Origin of the sequence: Parapedobacter deserti (assembly GCF_042646065.1) — a bacterium.
Classification (GTDB): domain Bacteria; phylum Bacteroidota; class Bacteroidia; order Sphingobacteriales; family Sphingobacteriaceae; genus Parapedobacter; species Parapedobacter deserti.
Genome location: NZ_JBHRTA010000004.1, coordinates 64,552 through 82,916, shown reverse-complemented (window position 1 = coordinate 82,916; position 18,365 = coordinate 64,552). Strand labels below are relative to the sequence as shown.

Below are 18,365 nucleotides of genomic sequence, written 5' to 3'. Positions count from 1 at the left end.
CGCCTATAGTTTATAGAAGTGCAGATCACTGATCGGTGCCGGCGTAGCTATGCTCCCGATGAAGTCATTGCCGATACGAAAGGAGTACAAAAAGATGTGATCTGGCGGTTGCCCTCCGATCACGCTTTTTTCGGCATCCCAGGTGCCGTCTAACACCTCGAAGAGGGGAAGATGCTCGCCAATCCCTTCGCCTGTCAGTTTTAAAATAGCTTCTTTCCTTGTCCATAACGTATAAAAACGGAGACTGGCCTCTTCTTTGCATGATTTTATAAAAGCGATTTCACGCGTAGAGAAGCAGGCTTGTAGCAGGTCTTCAACATCAAGCGGCCGTTTCAACCACTCCACATCTACTCCGATGGAATGATGAGCCAGGCCGATCATAACCGTGTTTTCTGTGTAGGATAAGTTGAACCCAATGGAATCATTAGCCGGCGAAAATAACAAGGGCTTGTTATGATGGCCCTTTTCAAAGCAAACCGCGGGAGGATCCACACCGGTTTCGCGAGATAGCAGGGTCCGGAGCACCGCATGCGCGGCTTTAAACCGCATGGCGTGTGCCGGCTGATGGAGCCGCCCGCTTCTAACAATTTCATGACAGGTCAATATGCCGCCGTACTGACCAGACAGCCACTGATCGACTCTCACAGGTTCGGCTACCCAAACGGCTGGCCACTTGTATCCCAATGCACCGCTGATGACCTTCCAGCCGTCGAGCCATTGAATGCTGGTCATCCACGAGGACGCAACTGCGACAGTAGCGGTATTTCCATCTTTATTCATGGTTAGTCATCGCTCTCCGTTTTGGCGATGAGCCCGCCGAAATATTTTTCGAACGTGATATGGGCGATTCCTTTTGCGCCTGCGTCGGCGCCCAACGGAGAAAGCTCCACGTTGACCATGTCTCTCAGCTGCGTCATACAGTAGGTGTTTATCGCATGTTGGATCGGGATGGTGATGTATTGGTTTGCAGCTGCGATTTTTCCCCCTAAGATGATTAGTTCTGGGTTAAACAGTTGGATGAGCGTAGCAATACCTTTTCCGAGTTTCTCGCCGTTTTGTGAAAGTATGCTTATGGCGTACTGATCACCCTTATTCGCTGCATCGATGACGCGCTGGGGCTCAATATTCTCGATCTCCCGTTCTGAAAGCTCATTGAGTAAAGAGCTTTGGCCAGATTGAATCCCTTCTTTGGCCATTCTGGCCAATGCAATACCCGAGGCTACGGTCTCCAGGCACCCCCTTTTTCCACAATAGCATAACTCACCGTCTTCCACAAAAGGCATGTGGCCCATCTCACCTGAAAAGCCGGCCGCTCCGTTCCGAAGCTTGCCGTCCATGATCACCCCTAAACCGATTCCCCAATCCATTAAAATGACCAAGACATCTTTTCTGTCTTTCGCCAAGCCGAATTTTAACTCCGCTATTGCTGCACTTTTCACATCGTTAATGATGAATGCCGGCCTCCCGAATTGCGTAGCGATGTACTCCTGCAAAGGCATTTGACTGCTCGAGTTCGTCATGTACGTGTGGTTACGACCATCCTTACTGTTAATGAGTCCGGGCATACTGATACCTATAGCCAGAATCGAGGCCATTGGAATTGCTGAATCAGTCATAAAGTCGTTTAAAAGATTGTTCAAGCCGATTGCCGACGTCCAGTCTTTCGTTAGTACAAAGGGTGACGAAGACGAATGCGCAAATGTATTGGTGTTGTCCACGATCGTCATTTTTACCCTGAACAATTCGACTTCCACGCATAAAACAAAGAACGTGTTGCCCTTGATCTTATTCAACACCGGCTTCCTGCCGCCAATGGAACTCCCTTTTTCATTTTGCTCGAGAATACCTGACAGCGCCAGACTGTTGATCAGGTCAAGGGTCTTTGGAGCGCTGATCTTAAGGTGCCTACAAATGGCCGCGTTTGTCATACCATTTTCAGCGATCAACGCTTTCACCAGTTTCAATCTAAGGCCTTGATTTTTCTTTTCTATCTTCGACTTACTCACCAGATAATTTGTACTAATAAACGATCGGGGCATAATATGGATTTACTGTTCAAAGGTAAGGATTAAAACGATATGGCCATCCAGTTTTGCGAGTTATTTGCATATATGCAATGCCTTTTGAAAAAAAATACAAAAAGTTTTTGCGTTAATGACGGAAATGATAAATTTGTGACTGTAAGACCGATTCGGAAATCAAAATAAAACATGAAGGCGAAAAACAAATCCCGTCGGGAATTTATTAAAAAAACATTGATTGGGGCAGCGGCATTCAGCATTGTTCCCCGCTTCGTATTAGGTGGACAGGGATACTTGGCGCCCAGTGACCATCTCACCAAGGGCGTAATCGGTGTGGGAGCTATGGGTCGTGGCCATTTCGGATATGCTGGGACGAAAACTGTAGCGGTCTGTGATGTAGACACCCGGCACCTGGCGCTGGCAGTAAAGCAACTTGGAGATAAAGGTGTAAAGCAATTTTCAGAGTTCAGGGAATTAATCCAGCTACCGGAAGTTGATATCGTCCATATCGCTACACCACCACATTGGCATGGCATTATGGCGGTTGAAGCTGCACGGATGGGAAAAGATATTTGGTGCGAGAAACCAATGACCCGTACCATAGGCGAGGGTAAACGGGTGGTGGAAGCGGTCAAACAGCACGGTAATATTTTCCGTTTGAATACCTGGTTTCGCTTTGATGCTAATTTTTATGGCATGAATGTGCCGGTAAAACGTATCAAAAAGCTTGTGGATTCCGGTATGCTAGGGTGGCCGCTTAAGGTAACCATCAGTAAACATACCGGATTCGATTGGAAATTTTATTGGGTGGGAAAAGCGGACCTGCCCGTGGAGCCAATCCCCAAAGAACTCGATTACGACCGTTGGTTGGGCCCAGCCCCGTATAAGCCTTATAGCGCGCACCGGGTACATACCACGTTCCGGGGTTACTGGGATTATGACGGGGGCGGATTGGGTGATATGGGGCAACATTATATTGATCCTGTTCAGTATTTCCTAAACAAGGACAACGAAAGCCCTATTTCAGTCGAAGTCGACGCGCCGCAGCAGCACAGCGATGCGGTGGGCACCTGGCGCCGAATTACATATACGTATGCCGACGGTTGTCAGATTGTGCTCGATGGTGAAGGCAAAGACGTGGGAATGCCCTATATCGAAGGGCCCAACGGGAAGTTGTTTAGGGGCTTTAAGTCCGATATTCCGGATATGGAGCGCAAACTAGCAACGTTTCCCGACCCGGAACCTCAGGTAACCGACTTTGTGGAGGCCGTAAAGACTCGCAAAAAATTTGCACTGAATGAAGAAAATGGCCACCGCTCATGTACGGTAGTGAATATGGGGCTGGTGGCATTGCGCCTTGGCCGGTCGCTTAAGTTCGATCCAGAAAACCAGGTGTTCATTGACGATGATGCCGCTAATCGGCTGATAGATCAGCCCATGCGTGGACAATGGTCGATCTGATTTGTTTATATTAAACGCTATAACTCCCATGACGAAATTTATCTACGCGCTTTTAGCGCTCGTTATATTGCTACCGCCCGTGCACGCCCAGCAGGGTGATTCACGCACAACAAGCACCAAAATAGCCGATTTGCTGGCGGTGCAACCGTCCGAAACATCCGAGCGTTTGCGTGACGCGATGGGGCAGATCGAACGATTCTCCGCATCGGATATCGCCGCTTTGCTACAGCGGCTTCAACCTCAGGGCGCTGCTGGCAATGCAGGAATTGAGTATGCAACAAACAGCTATAGTTATCACGTGATGCTCCCCGGAAAGGAGAGGCAGCGAACTACGTTCATTAAAGGCGCCGTGGAAGCGCTGGCCTCAAACCTAGATAGGGACGCGAAGGGATTCATTATCCAGTTACTGCAAAATGCCGGCGACGATACAGCCGTGGATGCGCTTGGCTCCTTTCTCGACGACGAATACCTCAGTGAGAAAGCGTCGCGGGCGCTTGCGCGTATCGGTACCAAGCAGGCCGGAGAAGCACTGCTCAGCGCCTTGTCCAGTGCAAGTGGTCGTGCGGAAATCAATATTGTAAATGCATTAGGGTTCATGGCATATGCTCCGGGCACGCAAGCTGTTGAAGCGAGATCGGACGCTACTGATCCTGCGCTGCGCAAAGCCGCATTGCATGCGCTTTCCAGGATCGGTGGAGCCACTGCTGCACCCGTGCTGGCCCGTGCGGCAGAACACGCCGGATATCGGTATGAACCAACGGGGGCAACTGCAGCATATACCAACTATGCTTACGGGCTGGCCGCAGCGGGCGAAAGTGACGCCGCTGGAAAAATTGCTTCCCGGCTATATAAAAAGGCAAATGGCGCGGACCAGTTGTACACCCGCATTGCAGCGCTGGGATTGCTCTCCGATATTAGCCAGCCGAAATACGTAAAAACGCTATTAAAGGCAGCGCAAGACGAAAATCCGGTTTACCGCAACGCTGCATTGGCCTTGCTGGCCCCCCATTTGAACGACCACATGGCTGCACGGCTGCTCCGCAGGCTTCCTCGAGCTGACGAACAGGTGCAAGCGGATGTGCTGCGTTACATGGGCGAGCAGGGTCAGGCATTGGCGCTGCCGGCTATCAAGCAGGCATTACATTCCGATTCGCCTAAGGTGCGTGTAGCTGCCGTGGAAGCCTTACATAAACTGAATGATGGAACAGCAACCGAAGAGCTGATCGGTTTGCTTCCGGCAAGTGATCAACAAACCCGGCAGGCTATCAAGCTTGCATTGTTGTCATCCGACAACAAACAGCTTTCTCAATTGGTCGCCGAAGCGCTGTCCGGTGAAACAGCGCCTGACGTTCAGGTCTTGCTGATCGAGGTCTTAGCCCAACGGGGTGCTGGTGAAAGCGTACCGGCAATATTGCACGTCATCGGAAGCGATGCGTCACAAGAGGCGAAGTCGGCGGCCTATGCAGCCTTGCCGCAGATCGCTCGGCCCGATGACCTCGAGCAGCTGTTGAATCTATTGGCTAACGCAAAGCCCGAGCATGAAGCCCCCCTACAAAATGCGGCTGTGGTAGCGGTCAACCGAAGTGAAGACCACCATGCAGGGATTCAGCGCGTCATTTCATTTCTGAAAGCAGCCGATGTATCCGAGCAGCCGAAGTTTTTCCCGATCCTGTCAGGAGTCGGCGGCCCGGAAGCATTGGAGATTGTGTCCGGTTTTGCCGATCAACATGATCCGGCACTGCGCGGCGCCGCTGTTTCAGCATTGGCCAATTGGACGGATGATGGCGCCCTGCCGAAATTGGTGGAGATAAGCCGCAAGAAGGTGATCGATTCCCATCAGCGCAATGCTGTCATCCGTGGACTGGTACGGATCGTTGGTATTTCGGACGCTCCGCCAGAACAAAAAGTACTTCATCTGCGCGACGTAGCTGAAATAGCAGAAAACGTGGAGCAAAAACGGCTGGTCTTACGAGCGTTGGAAGCGAACAAGACCTATAATGCGTTGATGTTTGCGGGCAGTTTTCTCGATGATGATGAGCTGAAAGCCACCGCTGCCAATACGGTAATGAATATCGCTCTGGAGGACAAGCGCTTTTACGGAGCAGACGTAAACCGGTTGCTGAATAAGGTTCTCGGTATCCTTTCAGGAAGTGAAAGTAGTTATTTGCGTGAGGCTATACAGAAGCACCTGAACGAGTTGCCCAAGGGCACAGGCTACGTACCGTTGTTCAATGGGAAGGACCTAACGGGATGGAAAGGGCTGGTTGCCGATCCTATCAAGCGCGCGGCAATGGACGCGAAAACACTGGCCGAAAGGCAGGTACAGGCTGACGAGGTAATGCGCCAAGGGTGGTATGTCGAAGGCGGAGTACTCCATTTCAATGGGAAAGGAGATAACATTGTTACCGTGAAGCAATATGCAGATTTCGAACTATTAGTCGACTGGAAGCTGTCAAAGGAAGGAAAGGATGGGGATGCCGGTATCTACCTTCGCGGAACGCCTCAGGTGCAGATTTGGGATACCTCCCGCGTCAATGTCGGAGCACAGGTCGGGTCCGGAGGCTTGTATAACAACCAGAAGCACGAAAGCAAGCCACTCAAAGTGGCTGACAATCCGTTGGGAGAATGGAATACGTTTCGGATCATGATGGTGGGCGATCGGGTGACAGTTTACCTCAACGGCGAGCTGGTGACTGACAGCGTGGTACTCGAAAACTACTGGGACCGGAGCCTGCCTCTGTTTCCCAAAGAGCAGATCGAACTGCAGGCACACGGCACCCATGTTTCTTACCGCGATATCTACATTCGGGAGCTACCCCATAAAGAAACTTTTACGTTGAGTGAGGAAGAAAGAAAGGAAGGGTTTGAGGTGCTGTTTGACGGCACAACCCTGGATGCCTGGACCGGCAATACTACCGCCTACCAGATAAGTGATGAAGGTACGTTGGCGATCTATCCTACGAAAGGATCCGGTGGCAACCTTTACACCAAAGATGAATTCTCCGACTTTATCTACCGTTTTGAATTTCGGTTGACACCGGGAGCAAACAACGGCATCGGTATTCGCACGCCGATGGAGGGTGATGCCGCTTATGCTGGGATGGAGATACAGGTACTGGATGATGGTGCCGACATGTACAAAGATTTAGCTCCTTATCAATATCACGGATCCGTCTATGGCATTATTCCAGCCAAACGAGGGCACCTCCGGCCCGTAGGGGAATGGAACGAGCAGGAAATTTACATCAAAGGCAATAAAATCATCGTCACACTCAACGGTACGGTCATCGTAGACGGAGATCTGGCCGAAGCGGCAGAAAAGGGTACGCTTGATAAGAAAGAACACCCGGGATTGAAACGTAAATCCGGACACATCGCTTTCCTCGGCCATGGGTCGGAAGTTCACTTCCGAAATGTTCGCATCAAACGTCTGTAACATCATTTAATACCGCTTTTTTAGCCGGCAGTGCATTACAATTGCACTGCCGGCTTTGTTTTGATCGGTGATGTCCGTTTATTGTAGTGGAATCGCTACAATTGAATTGATTTGCAGGGTTTTTTGTTTCTTTTTGCGAAAAATCACGGAGATTTGCCCTTGAAAATAACATCGCGTACTCACCAAGTCTGGTATGAAGAAAAAGATCCTTTTAATTGAAGACGAACCAACCATACAACGATTGTTGTGTTTTATACTTTCCAAAGATTTCGAGGTGCAGGTTGCTGCAAATGGTTATGAAGCTTTTCGTTGGTTAGAACAGCGTCATATTCCAGATTTGATCATTATGGACTGGGTGATGCCTCACATGGATGGTAAATCCTTTTTGAAGTGTATAAAAATCAGTGGGGTATATAGTGGCATCCCAGTGATTGTACTATCAGCATCCACAAATATTTTGGAGGAATTGGGTCAATTGCCGTATTCAGTTAATAAATGTCTACACAAGCCTTTTGACCCGCTCATTTTGAAAGAAACCATTGGAAACATATTTAACGCATCGGCTTATGGATTTGTTAACTGAAATCAAACAGGAGAATAAGTTCCTAACTATTTCAATCGCCTACCTAGGCACCAAATTCGTCGACGAATTGGATGCCGAATTTAATGACGACATCGATGTTATCCGTTTTGATAAGTTAACCACGCTTGAGCAATATATTGGTACGCAATCCATTCTGTCTGGACCGGACATTCTGGTACTGGAAGTAGAGGATGACCTCGGTGGTTTCCACGCCTTCGTAAAACGGGTGAAGGAGAGCCCCGTCACCCAGTCGATCAGCATTATTATTTTAGGATTCAAGAATAACAAGCAGTTACTAACAGAGGTGTTCTCGCCTTATGTAAACGATATCTATTGTTACCCCTTTAACGTATCGAATATTGAAGAACGGCTGAAGTTCATCATCAAATTTAAACTAATTGGTGAGGTGCCCAACTTGACTCACGAGGCAAAAAAATCGGAGCAAGAATACCGAATGCCTATCTCAAAGCGGGTATTTGATATATTGGTTTCCGGTACATTATTGCTAATACTTGCACCATTCTTAGCCTTGATCGCGTTGATTATCAAACTCGATTCAAAAGGGCCTGTTATATATAAAAGCAAGCGGGCAGGCAGCGGGTATAAAATCTTCGATTTTTACAAATTTAGATCGATGCGGGTTAACGCCGACAAGGAGCTGAGTAAATTTGCTGCATTAAACCAATACGCTGTCAACGATAAAAGTGCGGCGTTTGTGAAGATAAAGGATGACCCGAGAATCACCAAGTTCGGTTCCTTTCTGAGAAATACAAGCATCGACGAGCTGCCCCAGCTCTTCAATGTACTCAAAGGCGATATGTCCTTGGTAGGCAATAGGCCTCTGCCATTATATGAGGCTCAACTGCTCACCTCAGATGAATGGGCTATGCGTTTTCTTGGTCCGGCAGGTATCACCGGTCTTTGGCAGGTGACCAAAAGAGGTAAAGGCGAAATGTCAGATGAAGAACGCAGAAAGCTTGATAACGACTACACCACGAATTTTTCGTTTTGGATGGATTTAAAGGTATTATTGAAGACCATTCCTGCATTAATACAGAAAGAAAAAGTATAATTGAGGTAGGCAGGTCTCAAGAGCGTTCCAACAGGCACGAATCGATAAGGTCCAATATTTCGCTGTCGACGTCAGGATTAAATTTTCTCGCAAATAGCTTCCCTGAGTTTGCCAGCTTGTAATAATCCGCGATAGTTAGCGTTTTAGGGCTGGCTCTTTGTTCTGACCAGTCTATATATCTCAAATTATCGTTTACAAGTTCCTCTCTGAATGGCGAGTTGTACAAAATCGTCTGGAAGATGAATTCATCCGGGCCCCAGGTATGCTTAAAAAATCGGATCACCTGGGGGTTATTATCGGCAAAAGACAAAATATACTTCACGTGGTTAAGGGATAATGTCATCCACTGCGAGCGACCCGTAAAAACCATTTGGTTAGGTATTTTACGTATTGGAGTAATTTGGTTGACCACTTTTTCGATCAGATACTTGCCCGGGAACGCGTAGTCGGTGAAATGGTATTTCGTTATTTTTTGTTGCGCTTCCATCCACCAAGGAGAATCGTCGAAATGCATTTCCATGAATGAGTTCCCCTCATGTTTCTGCAAGATTTCGTATATCGATCCTGCTGCTTTTAGCGGATAGTCGGCTGCGCTGATCAAATTAATAAAGCTAAAGCGGTGGCTGGTTGATAGTATCTCTTTGAACGATTGAAGCGTGGCTTCTACCATGCTAAATGCACCCCACACGATTTTTTTCCTATTTTTTATGAACCTTAGGTTGGTATGGTGATGAAGCGCTTTTAAGAATGGATCAATAGGGCTGTTCTTATCGATATGGACGAAAATATCGGCGGTTGGGTGGGTGACTGCATTGATTAGTCGAGCCAACTGCCGGGGGCATTCATGTGCAAGTATAAGGTGGGCAATCGCCGCCATGAACAGGTGTGTCTTAGTACTGTCGATTTTTCTCTACAAAACTAAAAATCTAAGTTGTACCGGCATAAAAATACAGTATTTTATATTGATTTTTGCGCTACGTTTTAAATAGATTATACTTGTCTCTTCTGCCCATGTTACTATTACACGCATCGATGAACATTGATTGATCCTTAGTATTGTGGTTTTTTGAGCGATAGTTAATTGAAATATGTTTATGTCTAACGCTATGATCGATGGTTAAAGCCAAATTCTTTTACTATTCGTCTATTCTTTCCAGTCTAAAATTAGCTCGTACCATCAAGCTGGTGTGGGCATTGGAACCTTGGAAGACGGTTTTGGTGATCGCGTTTATGTTCATTTCTACCGGCCTACTCTTCCTATCGCTGTATGCGTTAAAGGATTTGATTGATGTCGTATCCAATCAGGAAGTTGGCTCCCCTGAATACGGTTCGCTCGTGATCCGACAGGTGTTAATAGCAGGAGGGTTGGCTGTTTTGCATACTGTCGTAAATTCCATATCTGCTTATTTCTCGGAATTGCAGTCTACGCTCGTTTCCGAGAAAATCGATGACATGATTCACAGGCATACGGTCGATTTGGATATGGCCTATTACGAGGACCCGGAATATTTTAATACGCTGAAGCTGGCAAAGGAGGCCGGAGGGGGGCGGCCCAATGCGGTCCTTATGGGTTTACTCAGCATGTTAAGCGCGGCATTAAAAATGGCGGCGGCTTCTGTGATTATTATATCTATCGATTGGCGTTTGCTTCCTATTTTATTGCTTTTCGTGCTGCCTATGTTTGCGGCTCGCATTTATTATTCTGAAAAATATAATGCGTTACGCGTAAAAAACACACCTGTTGAGCGGATATCCAGTTACTTTGGTCACCTCATCACCTCGGAGCTCTCCGCCCGCGAGATCAGGAGTTATAATCTAGGGGACTATTTTAAAAGGAAATATTTCGGTATACGCACACACCTCATTGGCGAACGGTTGAAAATAAGCCGTCAACGTAGCAAGGCCGAATCGATGGTCAGCGCATTGGCTAGCCTTGGTTTCTTTTCTTGCATTTATTTTGTTACGTTAGGCGCAATCGATGGCAGGGTGTCAACGGGCGATATTGCCGTCTTTGTCGTTATGTTTCCGATGATATTCGGCTATCTACAGGAACTCACATCCGGCATCACCGCTGTTTATTCCAACAATATGTATGTCAAGTACATCTTCGAATTGTTCGATCTCCGAACGGGATTGTACGAAAATCCGAATCCAGTTCCAATTCCCGGGGCGTCTGTACACGATTTGACGTTGGAGAACGTAAGTTTCAGGTATCCCCACGCGGACAAAATGGTTCTAAAGGACGTTTCGATCGCAATTCCTCAGGGCAAATTGGTTGCTTTGGTGGGGCTTAATGGTTCAGGAAAAACCACGTTGATTAAACTGCTCGCTCGTTTATACGACCCCTCAAACGGCCGTATCACACTCAACGGTCTTGATATACGGGAATTTAGCCTTTCAGATTACCGCAAACAAGTTGGTATTGTTTTCCAGGATTTCTATAAGTACAACGTTACCGCTGCCGAAAATATTTTTTTAGGCGATATTGGCCGTGCCCAGCATGCGCATGACGATGTTGTCCACGCCTCCAAACTGGCTGGATCACACGGGTATATTATGGAGTTCGAAAACAATTACCAGACAATGATGGGACGCGTGTTTGACGGTGGGCACGAAATCAGTGTTGGGCAATGGCAAAAGCTGGCTACGGCGAGAGCTTTCTACAGCGCAGCAAGATTCTTAGTACTTGATGAAGCAACCAGCGCGCTCGACGCGCAATCCGAGCATCGTTTACTCGATGCGTTAAAATCGACGCTTGACACTCGCGGAGCATTAGTTATCAGCCATCGCTATTCCACGATTAAGCACGCGGACTATATCTACGTGCTGTCAGAGGGTTCAGTCGTTGAGGCAGGAACCCCGGACGTACTCAGTCGTCAAAACGGATATTATGCTCAAATTTTTGATGTAGACTTGCGGCAAGAAAATACTATAGCGGAACAATAATGAATCGTAGAAAATCAACAACAAAAAAGCAAACTGTATTCATAGCTTCGTCAATTATGGACGCTTGGGGAGGGAGCGAGGAACTATGGGTGAAAACGGTTCCTTATTTGCAGCTTGCAGGTTTTAATGTGGTTGTTTGCAAGCATTATATTCACCGGGAACACAGACGAATTGCCGCTTTGATCGATGAAGGAGTTACTTTCTTATCGACAGCGCCGGCAAAGCCGTTTCTGATTCGTCTGTATTGGAAAATTGTCAATAAGATAAGGTTTTGGTTAGGTATTAAAGGGGATCCGGAAAAGCCTTCCTTTTATTATTCTTATGACTCACTAACGTTCAAGAAATATTTAAAGCAGTACAAACCTCGGATTGTGCTCGTATCGCAGGGAGTGAATTTCGACGGCTTACATTATGCACACGCCTGCTTGGATACCAACGTCCCGTATGTGTTGGTATCTCATAAAGCCGTAGATTTTTATTGGCCGCAGCATTTTGAGCACCGAGAGGTAATGCGATCCATTTTTAAGAAAGCGCGTCATTGCTTTTTTGTCTCCCGGCATAACCAGCGATTAACAGAAGAGCAATATGGTGTTCGCCTTCCGGAAAGCCGGGTAATTTTCAATCCGGTGAAGCCGACGGAATACATCCCATACCCTTCATCGGAAAAAGTTTTTCAGTTATGTTGTGTGGGAAGAATTTTTATCGTCGAAAAAGGGCAGGACATGCTAATTCGGGTATTGAGTCAACCGAAATGGAAGTCGCGTCCGCTGATTGTGAACTTCATTGGAACCGGTCCGGACGAGACTATCCTAAAGGAGCTTGCCCAGTTACTCGATGTAACAAACGTCAACTTCTATGGCCATGTAGATAACGTCTATGAACTTTGGAGCAAATCCCATGCACTGGTACTTCCTTCAAGGACCGAGGGATTGCCCTTGGTTATTGTAGAAGCGATGATGGCCGGACGTCCGGTCATTACGACAGATGTTGGTGGGAATAGGGAGCTTTTGGAGGAGGGTGTCACCGCATTTATCGGACATGCTAATGACGTGTCGTTTCAGGATACCATGGAGAGAGCATGGGAGAACCGTGAGCGATGGGAAGAGATGGGCAAGCAGGCTTCCCGTTTCATTCGGAGCCATATACCGGACAAGCCTGAAAAAATATTTGCAGAATATTTACTATCCAATTTCTAATATGGCTTCACCACTGATTACAGTTATCATCCCCACCTACAACCGCGCAACCAAAGTGCTCACTGCTATCAAAAGCGTTAAAAACCAGTCATATGGCAATGTGCAACTCATTGTGGTTGACGACGGCTCGACCGACAATACCGGGGATCTGTTGTCTCACATAGATGGCCTGACTTATATTTACAAACCAAATGGCGGACAAGCTTCGGCTCGGAACGCAGGGCTACAACTCGCAAATGGAGACTTTATTGCGTCGCTTGATTCGGATGACTACTGGGAACGGGATTTCTTGGAAAAGGCCATGAACGCATTAAATCGCTATCATGCAGACTTTGCGTTCGCCAATTGGAATCAAAAAACGCAATACACAACAGATTGGAGGGATTTTCTTTCAAGTGATCCTTATTTGGTACCCTATATAAAAGAACCTATTGACGGTTGGTATAGGCTGTCCTCGGAAGAATTACGGGCGTTGTACCTAAAAGCTTGTCCTTCGCCTTCTTCATCGGTTGTAATGAGAAGGCAGTCGATGGTTGGAGGATGGGATAACCATATGAACATCGGAGATGATTGGGGGTTATACCTTGATATGATATTTGCCAAACCTTGTGCAGCAGTGTTTACGTTAGAGCGCCTATGGTATAAGGATATCGATGGTCAAAACATCTATGATGGAAGGAGCTGGCATGAGGTTGTACAGTTGTTATTGGTGAAAGATACTGAGACAATCATGAAACGGTACCGTACAGTATTGTCAGTGAATGAAATGGAAATTCTAAGGAGGCGTTACATTAAAGGGTTGATGGAGTTGGCTAAGCATAAGTTGATTAGGGAGAAGAGGGCGACGGAGTCATGGACTTTAGTTAAAACCGCGCTGGGAGAAAAACCGGTCTATGCGATTGCTCAGGTTCCGAAACTGGCGTATACAGCGTTTAACAATCACTTTATTCAACGGTTCGTAAACTTGTTCAATATCCTGTGAAACTCTTTGGTATCATACGCGCGCCTGAATGGTGGGGATATAAATTGCCACCGCTGCTATCGGTCGGTTATGCGACCGCTTTAACGTCAGGAACTACATTATATCACGTTGCTCCGCTGTTTCTTTTCTTTTTAGGCTCATTGGCAATTGGCGCTGTTTATGTGAGTATAATTAATGATATAACGGATATCGAAGAAGATATAGCGGTAGGTAAAACTAATCGGATGGCTAACCTGTCACCATTGTGGCGCGGGGCGCTGATAACTGGATGCTTGGCTATCGGTGGCATCTTCGGCTATTTCATGTGGCCAGACATACAAACGATCATCTTCTATACGTTCGCCTGGATGTCTTTTAGTTTATATTCGCTCCCTCCCTTTCGTTTTAAGGAACGCGGCTTACTGGGGGTGCTTTGCGATGCATGTGGAGCTCATTTGTTCCCATCTTTACTTATGGTGTCCGGTATAAGCTATACGGTCGGTATGGAAATCGACTATTATTGGCTAACATTAGTTGCGATTTGGGCGTTGATGTTTGGATGTCGGGGAATCCTTTGGCATCAGTTTCTTGACAGGGAAAACGACATTAAAACAAACATAAGCACATTTGCGACTAGGATAGCTCCTGAGAGGTTTAAACCAGCAGCCCCTGCTTTTTTTGCTGTCGAATTGGCCGCATTTGGGGCTATGCTAAAACATGTCAATTTAATAGCTGTTTGGATATCGTTAGTATTGTATGCTGTGTTGGTTATTATCCGTTACTCACGCTATGCTAACATTCCCATCATTCTGATTACTCCTAGGCATAAGCATACTCAAGTACTCATGATTGATTACTATCAAACGTTCTTTCCATTGAGTCTATTGCTTGCTGCGAGTTTCAGCCAGCCGCACGTCTGGGGATTACTGATTGCCCATGTGGTCTTGTTCCCCAGCAATATCATAGTACCTGCACGAGATTATTGGATGGCCATTGCTGCGTTATACCGACAGCTACGTTATTCCTGAGGTTTCGATTTGAATACCGGGAGTAACCTGTTCAGGCCAACGAAGTGGTTAGCCATCAATAACTCGAGTTTAGTCGAGTGTAAAAAAATGAAAATTAATATTAAACAAATGTTATCTAATTCTGAACAAATCAAGAAAGCTGACCTATTGTACGATGAACGATATGCGTCGATATATAACCAGATATGGTGCGAAAAAAATCATTGGAAACCTCTTAGTGATTTCTACGAAAAGATTCTCAACAGCTTATTGCAGTCAAGTAAGAATTGGTTGGATGTAGGTTGTGGAACTGGCTATTTACTGAGTAAGTTTTCGGAAGTTGACCGAAGCGGAATGGATTTATCGGACGACATGTTACATATAGCTAGATCGGCCAATCCAAATGCCACGTTTTACAAGCAAAGTATGACGGAAAAAAGACCGGAATTGGAAGGGAAATTTGACTTGGTGACCTGTACCGGCCAACCGTACTGTTATCTCCCCACAATGGGTGATATCGAATTAGCTATTGCCAGATTAGCTGAATGGACAGCCAAAGACGGGAAATGCATGGTGGCACCAAGCGATCTAGTCGATATAATGGATATCGAATTCCCCCATGATCTATATGATTTATCCGGTTTGCCACTCAGTCGTGGTGTGACGACATTGGGAGTAGTTTGGACTAGTAAGGAACATGATGGGGCTTACTATTATCAATTATGTCCACATTTAGATCAGTTGGTTCGCTGGTTTGGGGACCATTTCCGGAAAATAGAGATTTTATTGCGTCCAAAGTCGGAAGAGGGCACGACCAGGGTACTTAGGCGAGTCATTGTAGCTAGTGAGAAACGTGATATAGGTGACGATACCCCTCCAACAATTATACTGCCGTCGGAGCCATTATTTGACGTTCGGAAAAACACAGAAGAGGCACAGTCCCCAGTCTCCGAACTGTCCAATAAGGATTTGTTAAAAGAATTGGCGAAACGCTTGAAATCCGGTAGTCTGGTCAAAGCTGCCGTTAAAAAAATAGTTTCGGGGTAAATCGTCTGTTCTGGTATCCCAGCACCCCAAGGTTACCGGATGGCTATGGCAGCGCTGTATCGGCAGATCAGGTATTCGTTATAATAACTCAACAAAGACAGGAGTTTCTGTCACCTTGATGGCTAGCTCACCACCGGAAACGGCAACCGTTTGGGTGTTCATCCGGTCGGAGTCAGGATTCAGTTCGTGGATTTTCACCTGACTAACCTTTCCAACCTGAAGTTTGTAAGTTTCCTCGCGCCCGATTTCATCGGGAACAGTAAGCACATAGATTGTTTGTTCATCGCGTTGATAGACGTCGACAATAGGATCTTCGTTAATGGTCCCTCGATAATAATACTCTCCGATAAGGTTCTTTGCTTGTAACAAATAATACCAAGCGGGCCTACTTGTATTTCCGTCAACCTTGTCAACAAATCCGGAAGACATGTATTGCGTGGTGCTTTTGGCACTGACATCGTACAACATATAGTAAAACAATTTGCTTATTCCGGCGCGTGCATACATCAGCGCTGAACGGATGCTCCAATCGGCATGCGTGACTAAAGCGGATTTGCCTTTAATCGGAATTGCCTTTTGACTGCTCCTCTGGTTTACGTCATACCCGATTTCGGTATTCCATACCTCGATACCTGGAAGGTCCTTTTCTGCAAAAGATAAAAACCTTTTTGCTACTCCGGGAGAAAGCGAAATTTCGGGAGCCACGCCTCGTTGCTTTTCTCTATTGTGCGTTTCGTGCTTGTTATTGGAGTAATGGTGATAATTTAATACATCGAAGCATAGGTCTATGGTGCCGTCCGCTTTTCTCCCCCGATGCGTCTCACACCAGGCAATCATTTCGTTGACGAAATCCGGCTCTGCGGCAATTCCGCCCATCACTACCGTCATGGTTGGGTCCGCAGCTTTAACGCCTACTCCCGGTCCCAATGTGCCTTTGTGGCCGTCATAAAAAGCCGACATATTCGCTGCATACTCTGAGCCTGTTTGCTGAGCGACTTTTTTGGGTTTCCACCACCGATCGGGTTCATTGTTACACTCGATATATCGGATAAGGTTCAATCCTATTTTAACCTCGTTGGGATCATAATGAGGTTTCGGGTCAACGTGGACTAAGCTTGGATCTACGTCTTTGTTTGCGCCGTATCTCGCTGCAAACTGAAAACCTAACTGAGCAAACTTAATGTATGACTTTGGATCCGATAAATCGGCACCGTAGGGCGCCGGCACATTTTCCGAATCCCGTTTTTCAGGAGGGTACGTAGCATTAAGCCAGTCGGGAATTGTCTTCAAACAGACTAATACCATAATGTCTTGCTCTTTGCACCATTGATATATCTCGTCGTATTTCCAATTCCCTCTTGCGCTCGGATTGTAGCGGTATTTTCCCTCGTCGTTTTCGATCTGGCGCCAGTCAAGGTAATGACGGAAACTGGAAAATGGTTTGAAGAAGAATGTATGATCCGGATGTGTTGGAATCCGTTGGTCTCCAAAGTTCCACTCAAATGCGTTTACGCCTAACATATCTTTAAACTTTATGTTAGCAGCGGGCTTTTGTTGTATCAGACCTTTTTGTGTTGCGCCCAGTTGTGAGATACTTGGCTGCTCAGCGTAGTTAGTGCAACAAGATAAAATTCCAAACGCGTAAATCGATATCAATAAGAATACCTTCCTCATACCATTCATTTTTCAAAAGCTAACTTATTTAACAACAAGCAATAGCATCGGACAAAAAACATCAGCAAAGCTATAAAAATGAATGTAGTTTTTAAACTACAATATAAAATAAATATGGGCTTTAGCCATTACTTATTCTCTCATTAGAAATACTTTTGCTTGCCTTTAGAAGACAACGACAATGTTGATCGAGTATTATGGTTGCTTGTTGTTTTCTGTACGAAAAACACTATTTGTCGCCTAAGGCGTGAGAAACATATAAAGTCTGTTAGAACGAAAAATATGAATAAAGTTGTATTGATCATGGCAATTCTGATGTGGATATCCACAGCTATTCAGGCGCAGGAGTCGATTATTCGAGATATCGACTACCGCTATCTGGATACCTTGATAGCACTGGCAAAAAAGAATTATCCGCGGTTGAAAGTAATGCAAGAGGAGGAAGCGATTTCTAAGTCAGCGTATAACACTTCAAAGCTGACCTATTTGGACATGTTCAATGGGTCTTACATCTACCGGCCGCGTAATAGACCAGCCGTGAGCGAACTTAACCCATATTTTATTAATGGCTATCAGGTCTCCGTCGGGGTAAACCTTGCTGGACTGATTCGAAAGCCGAGTTCAGTTAGACAAGCAAAAAGAAGTTATCGGATTGCTCAACTGGAAACTGAACGGTTCGAAGCTGAACTTGAAAGTGATGTAAGGTCTGCGTATTACTCGTATTTGCAGTCGATTAATATGCTCAAGCTCAGGACCCAGTACGCCCAAGATAGTAAAATTACATTTGACCGGGTTCAAAATCAGTTTGAGCGGGGCGAGGCGCCTGTAGATGCCTATACCATAGCTCGGTCAGAGCTTTCTGAGGCAAACTCATCGGTCATTCAGGCTGAAATCAATTACCTCAACGCAAAGGACGGGTTAGAGCTGTTGATTGGGGTAAAACTAGATAGCATAAACTAAT

14 protein-coding genes are annotated in these 18,365 nt (G+C 46.2%); 10 read left to right on the top strand and 4 right to left on the bottom strand.

Annotation, left to right across the window (positions count from 1 at the left end; all coding sequences use genetic code 11):
* Nucleotides 1-3 precede the first annotated feature (3 nt).
* The gene (locus ACFOET_RS01055) at nucleotides 4-780 is read right to left on the bottom strand and encodes a 4'-phosphopantetheinyl transferase family protein (protein ID WP_379018667.1); all 777 of its coding nucleotides are present in this window, start codon (nucleotides 778-780) and stop codon (nucleotides 4-6) included.
* A gap of 2 nt (nucleotides 781-782) precedes the next feature.
* The gene (locus tag ACFOET_RS01050; RefSeq protein WP_379018665.1) at nucleotides 783-2,006 is read right to left on the bottom strand and encodes an ROK family protein; all 1,224 of its coding nucleotides are present in this window, start codon (nucleotides 2,004-2,006) and stop codon (nucleotides 783-785) included.
* Nucleotides 2,007-2,210: 204 nt separating this feature from the next.
* Between ACFOET_RS01050 and ACFOET_RS01045 the strand changes: the two genes are divergently transcribed.
* From ACFOET_RS01045 to ACFOET_RS01030, 4 genes are all read left to right on the top strand, one after another.
* Entirely contained in the window at nucleotides 2,211-3,482 is a 1,272-nt protein-coding gene (locus ACFOET_RS01045) for a Gfo/Idh/MocA family oxidoreductase (protein ID WP_379018663.1), read from the top strand.
* A 28-nt stretch (nucleotides 3,483-3,510) separates the two neighbouring features.
* On the top strand, nucleotides 3,511-6,918 hold the full coding sequence (locus tag ACFOET_RS01040; RefSeq protein WP_379018661.1) for a DUF1080 domain-containing protein: 3,408 nt from the start codon (nucleotides 3,511-3,513) through the stop codon (nucleotides 6,916-6,918).
* Between the two features lie 193 nt (nucleotides 6,919-7,111).
* Nucleotides 7,112-7,501 (top strand): response regulator, encoded by a 390-nt coding sequence (locus ACFOET_RS01035; RefSeq protein ID WP_379018659.1) that lies wholly within the window; start codon nucleotides 7,112-7,114, stop codon nucleotides 7,499-7,501.
* Nucleotides 7,485-8,573 (top strand): sugar transferase, encoded by a 1,089-nt coding sequence (locus tag ACFOET_RS01030; RefSeq protein WP_379018657.1) that lies wholly within the window; start codon nucleotides 7,485-7,487, stop codon nucleotides 8,571-8,573. The genes ACFOET_RS01035 and ACFOET_RS01030 overlap by 17 nt, the downstream gene beginning before the upstream one ends.
* 16 nt (nucleotides 8,574-8,589) lie before the next feature.
* Here ACFOET_RS01030 and ACFOET_RS01025 read toward each other — a convergent pair whose 3' ends face one another.
* On the bottom strand, nucleotides 8,590-9,450 hold the full coding sequence (locus ACFOET_RS01025) for a beta-1,6-N-acetylglucosaminyltransferase (RefSeq protein ID WP_379018655.1): 861 nt from the start codon (nucleotides 9,448-9,450) through the stop codon (nucleotides 8,590-8,592).
* Between the two features lie 236 nt (nucleotides 9,451-9,686).
* Between ACFOET_RS01025 and ACFOET_RS01020 the strand changes: the two genes are divergently transcribed.
* From ACFOET_RS01020 to ACFOET_RS01000, 5 genes are all read left to right on the top strand, one after another.
* On the top strand, nucleotides 9,687-11,519 hold the full coding sequence (locus ACFOET_RS01020) for an ABC transporter ATP-binding protein (protein ID WP_379018653.1): 1,833 nt from the start codon (nucleotides 9,687-9,689) through the stop codon (nucleotides 11,517-11,519).
* A gap of 56 nt (nucleotides 11,520-11,575) precedes the next feature.
* A complete protein-coding gene (locus tag ACFOET_RS01015) occupies nucleotides 11,576-12,715 on the top strand; it encodes a glycosyltransferase (RefSeq protein ID WP_379018651.1) in 1,140 nt (379 codons plus the stop codon).
* A gap of 1 nt (nucleotide 12,716) precedes the next feature.
* Entirely contained in the window at nucleotides 12,717-13,697 is a 981-nt protein-coding gene (locus ACFOET_RS01010) for a glycosyltransferase family 2 protein (RefSeq protein ID WP_379018649.1), read from the top strand.
* Nucleotides 13,694-14,704, top strand: coding sequence for a UbiA family prenyltransferase (locus ACFOET_RS01005; protein ID WP_379018647.1), 1,011 nt, complete (start codon nucleotides 13,694-13,696; stop codon nucleotides 14,702-14,704). Before ACFOET_RS01010 ends, ACFOET_RS01005 begins: the two co-directional genes overlap by 4 nt.
* 87 nt (nucleotides 14,705-14,791) lie before the next feature.
* Nucleotides 14,792-15,730, top strand: a complete 939-nt coding sequence (locus ACFOET_RS01000; protein ID WP_379018645.1) for a class I SAM-dependent DNA methyltransferase — start codon at nucleotides 14,792-14,794, stop codon at nucleotides 15,728-15,730.
* A gap of 78 nt (nucleotides 15,731-15,808) precedes the next feature.
* Here the strand turns inward: ACFOET_RS01000 and ACFOET_RS00995 are convergent, their stop codons facing one another.
* Nucleotides 15,809-17,251 (bottom strand): hypothetical protein, encoded by a 1,443-nt coding sequence (locus ACFOET_RS00995; RefSeq protein ID WP_379018643.1) that lies wholly within the window; start codon nucleotides 17,249-17,251, stop codon nucleotides 15,809-15,811.
* A 435-nt stretch (nucleotides 17,252-17,686) separates the two neighbouring features.
* On the opposite strand from ACFOET_RS00995, the gene ACFOET_RS00990 reads away from it, so the two are divergent.
* A complete protein-coding gene (locus ACFOET_RS00990; protein ID WP_379018641.1) occupies nucleotides 17,687-18,364 on the top strand; it encodes a TolC family protein in 678 nt (225 codons plus the stop codon).
* Nucleotide 18,365: the final 1 nt, after the last annotated feature.

Excerpts from the sequence above, each read along its gene's own strand:
- ACFOET_RS01055 (WP_379018667.1), bottom strand. The coding sequence starts at position 780 with ATGAATAAAGATGGAAATACCGCTACTGTCGCAGTTGCGTCCTCGTGG.
- ACFOET_RS01045 (WP_379018663.1), top strand. The coding sequence starts at position 2,211 with ATGAAGGCGAAAAACAAATCCCGTCGGGAATTTATTAAAAAAACATTG.
- ACFOET_RS01040 (WP_379018661.1), top strand. The coding sequence starts at position 3,511 with ATGACGAAATTTATCTACGCGCTTTTAGCGCTCGTTATATTGCTACCG.
- ACFOET_RS01035 (WP_379018659.1), top strand. The coding sequence starts at position 7,112 with ATGAAGAAAAAGATCCTTTTAATTGAAGACGAACCAACCATACAACGA.
- ACFOET_RS01030 (WP_379018657.1), top strand. The coding sequence starts at position 7,485 with ATGGATTTGTTAACTGAAATCAAACAGGAGAATAAGTTCCTAACTATT.
- ACFOET_RS01025 (WP_379018655.1), bottom strand. The coding sequence starts at position 9,450 with ATGGCGGCGATTGCCCACCTTATACTTGCACATGAATGCCCCCGGCAG.
- ACFOET_RS01020 (WP_379018653.1), top strand. The coding sequence starts at position 9,687 with ATGGTTAAAGCCAAATTCTTTTACTATTCGTCTATTCTTTCCAGTCTA.
- ACFOET_RS01015 (WP_379018651.1), top strand. The coding sequence starts at position 11,576 with ATGGACGCTTGGGGAGGGAGCGAGGAACTATGGGTGAAAACGGTTCCT.
- ACFOET_RS01010 (WP_379018649.1), top strand. The coding sequence starts at position 12,717 with ATGGCTTCACCACTGATTACAGTTATCATCCCCACCTACAACCGCGCA.
- ACFOET_RS01000 (WP_379018645.1), top strand. The coding sequence starts at position 14,792 with ATGAAAATTAATATTAAACAAATGTTATCTAATTCTGAACAAATCAAG.
- ACFOET_RS00995 (WP_379018643.1), bottom strand. The coding sequence starts at position 17,251 with ATGTTAGGCGTAAACGCATTTGAGTGGAACTTTGGAGACCAACGGATT.
- ACFOET_RS00990 (WP_379018641.1), top strand. The coding sequence starts at position 17,687 with ATGAATAAAGTTGTATTGATCATGGCAATTCTGATGTGGATATCCACA.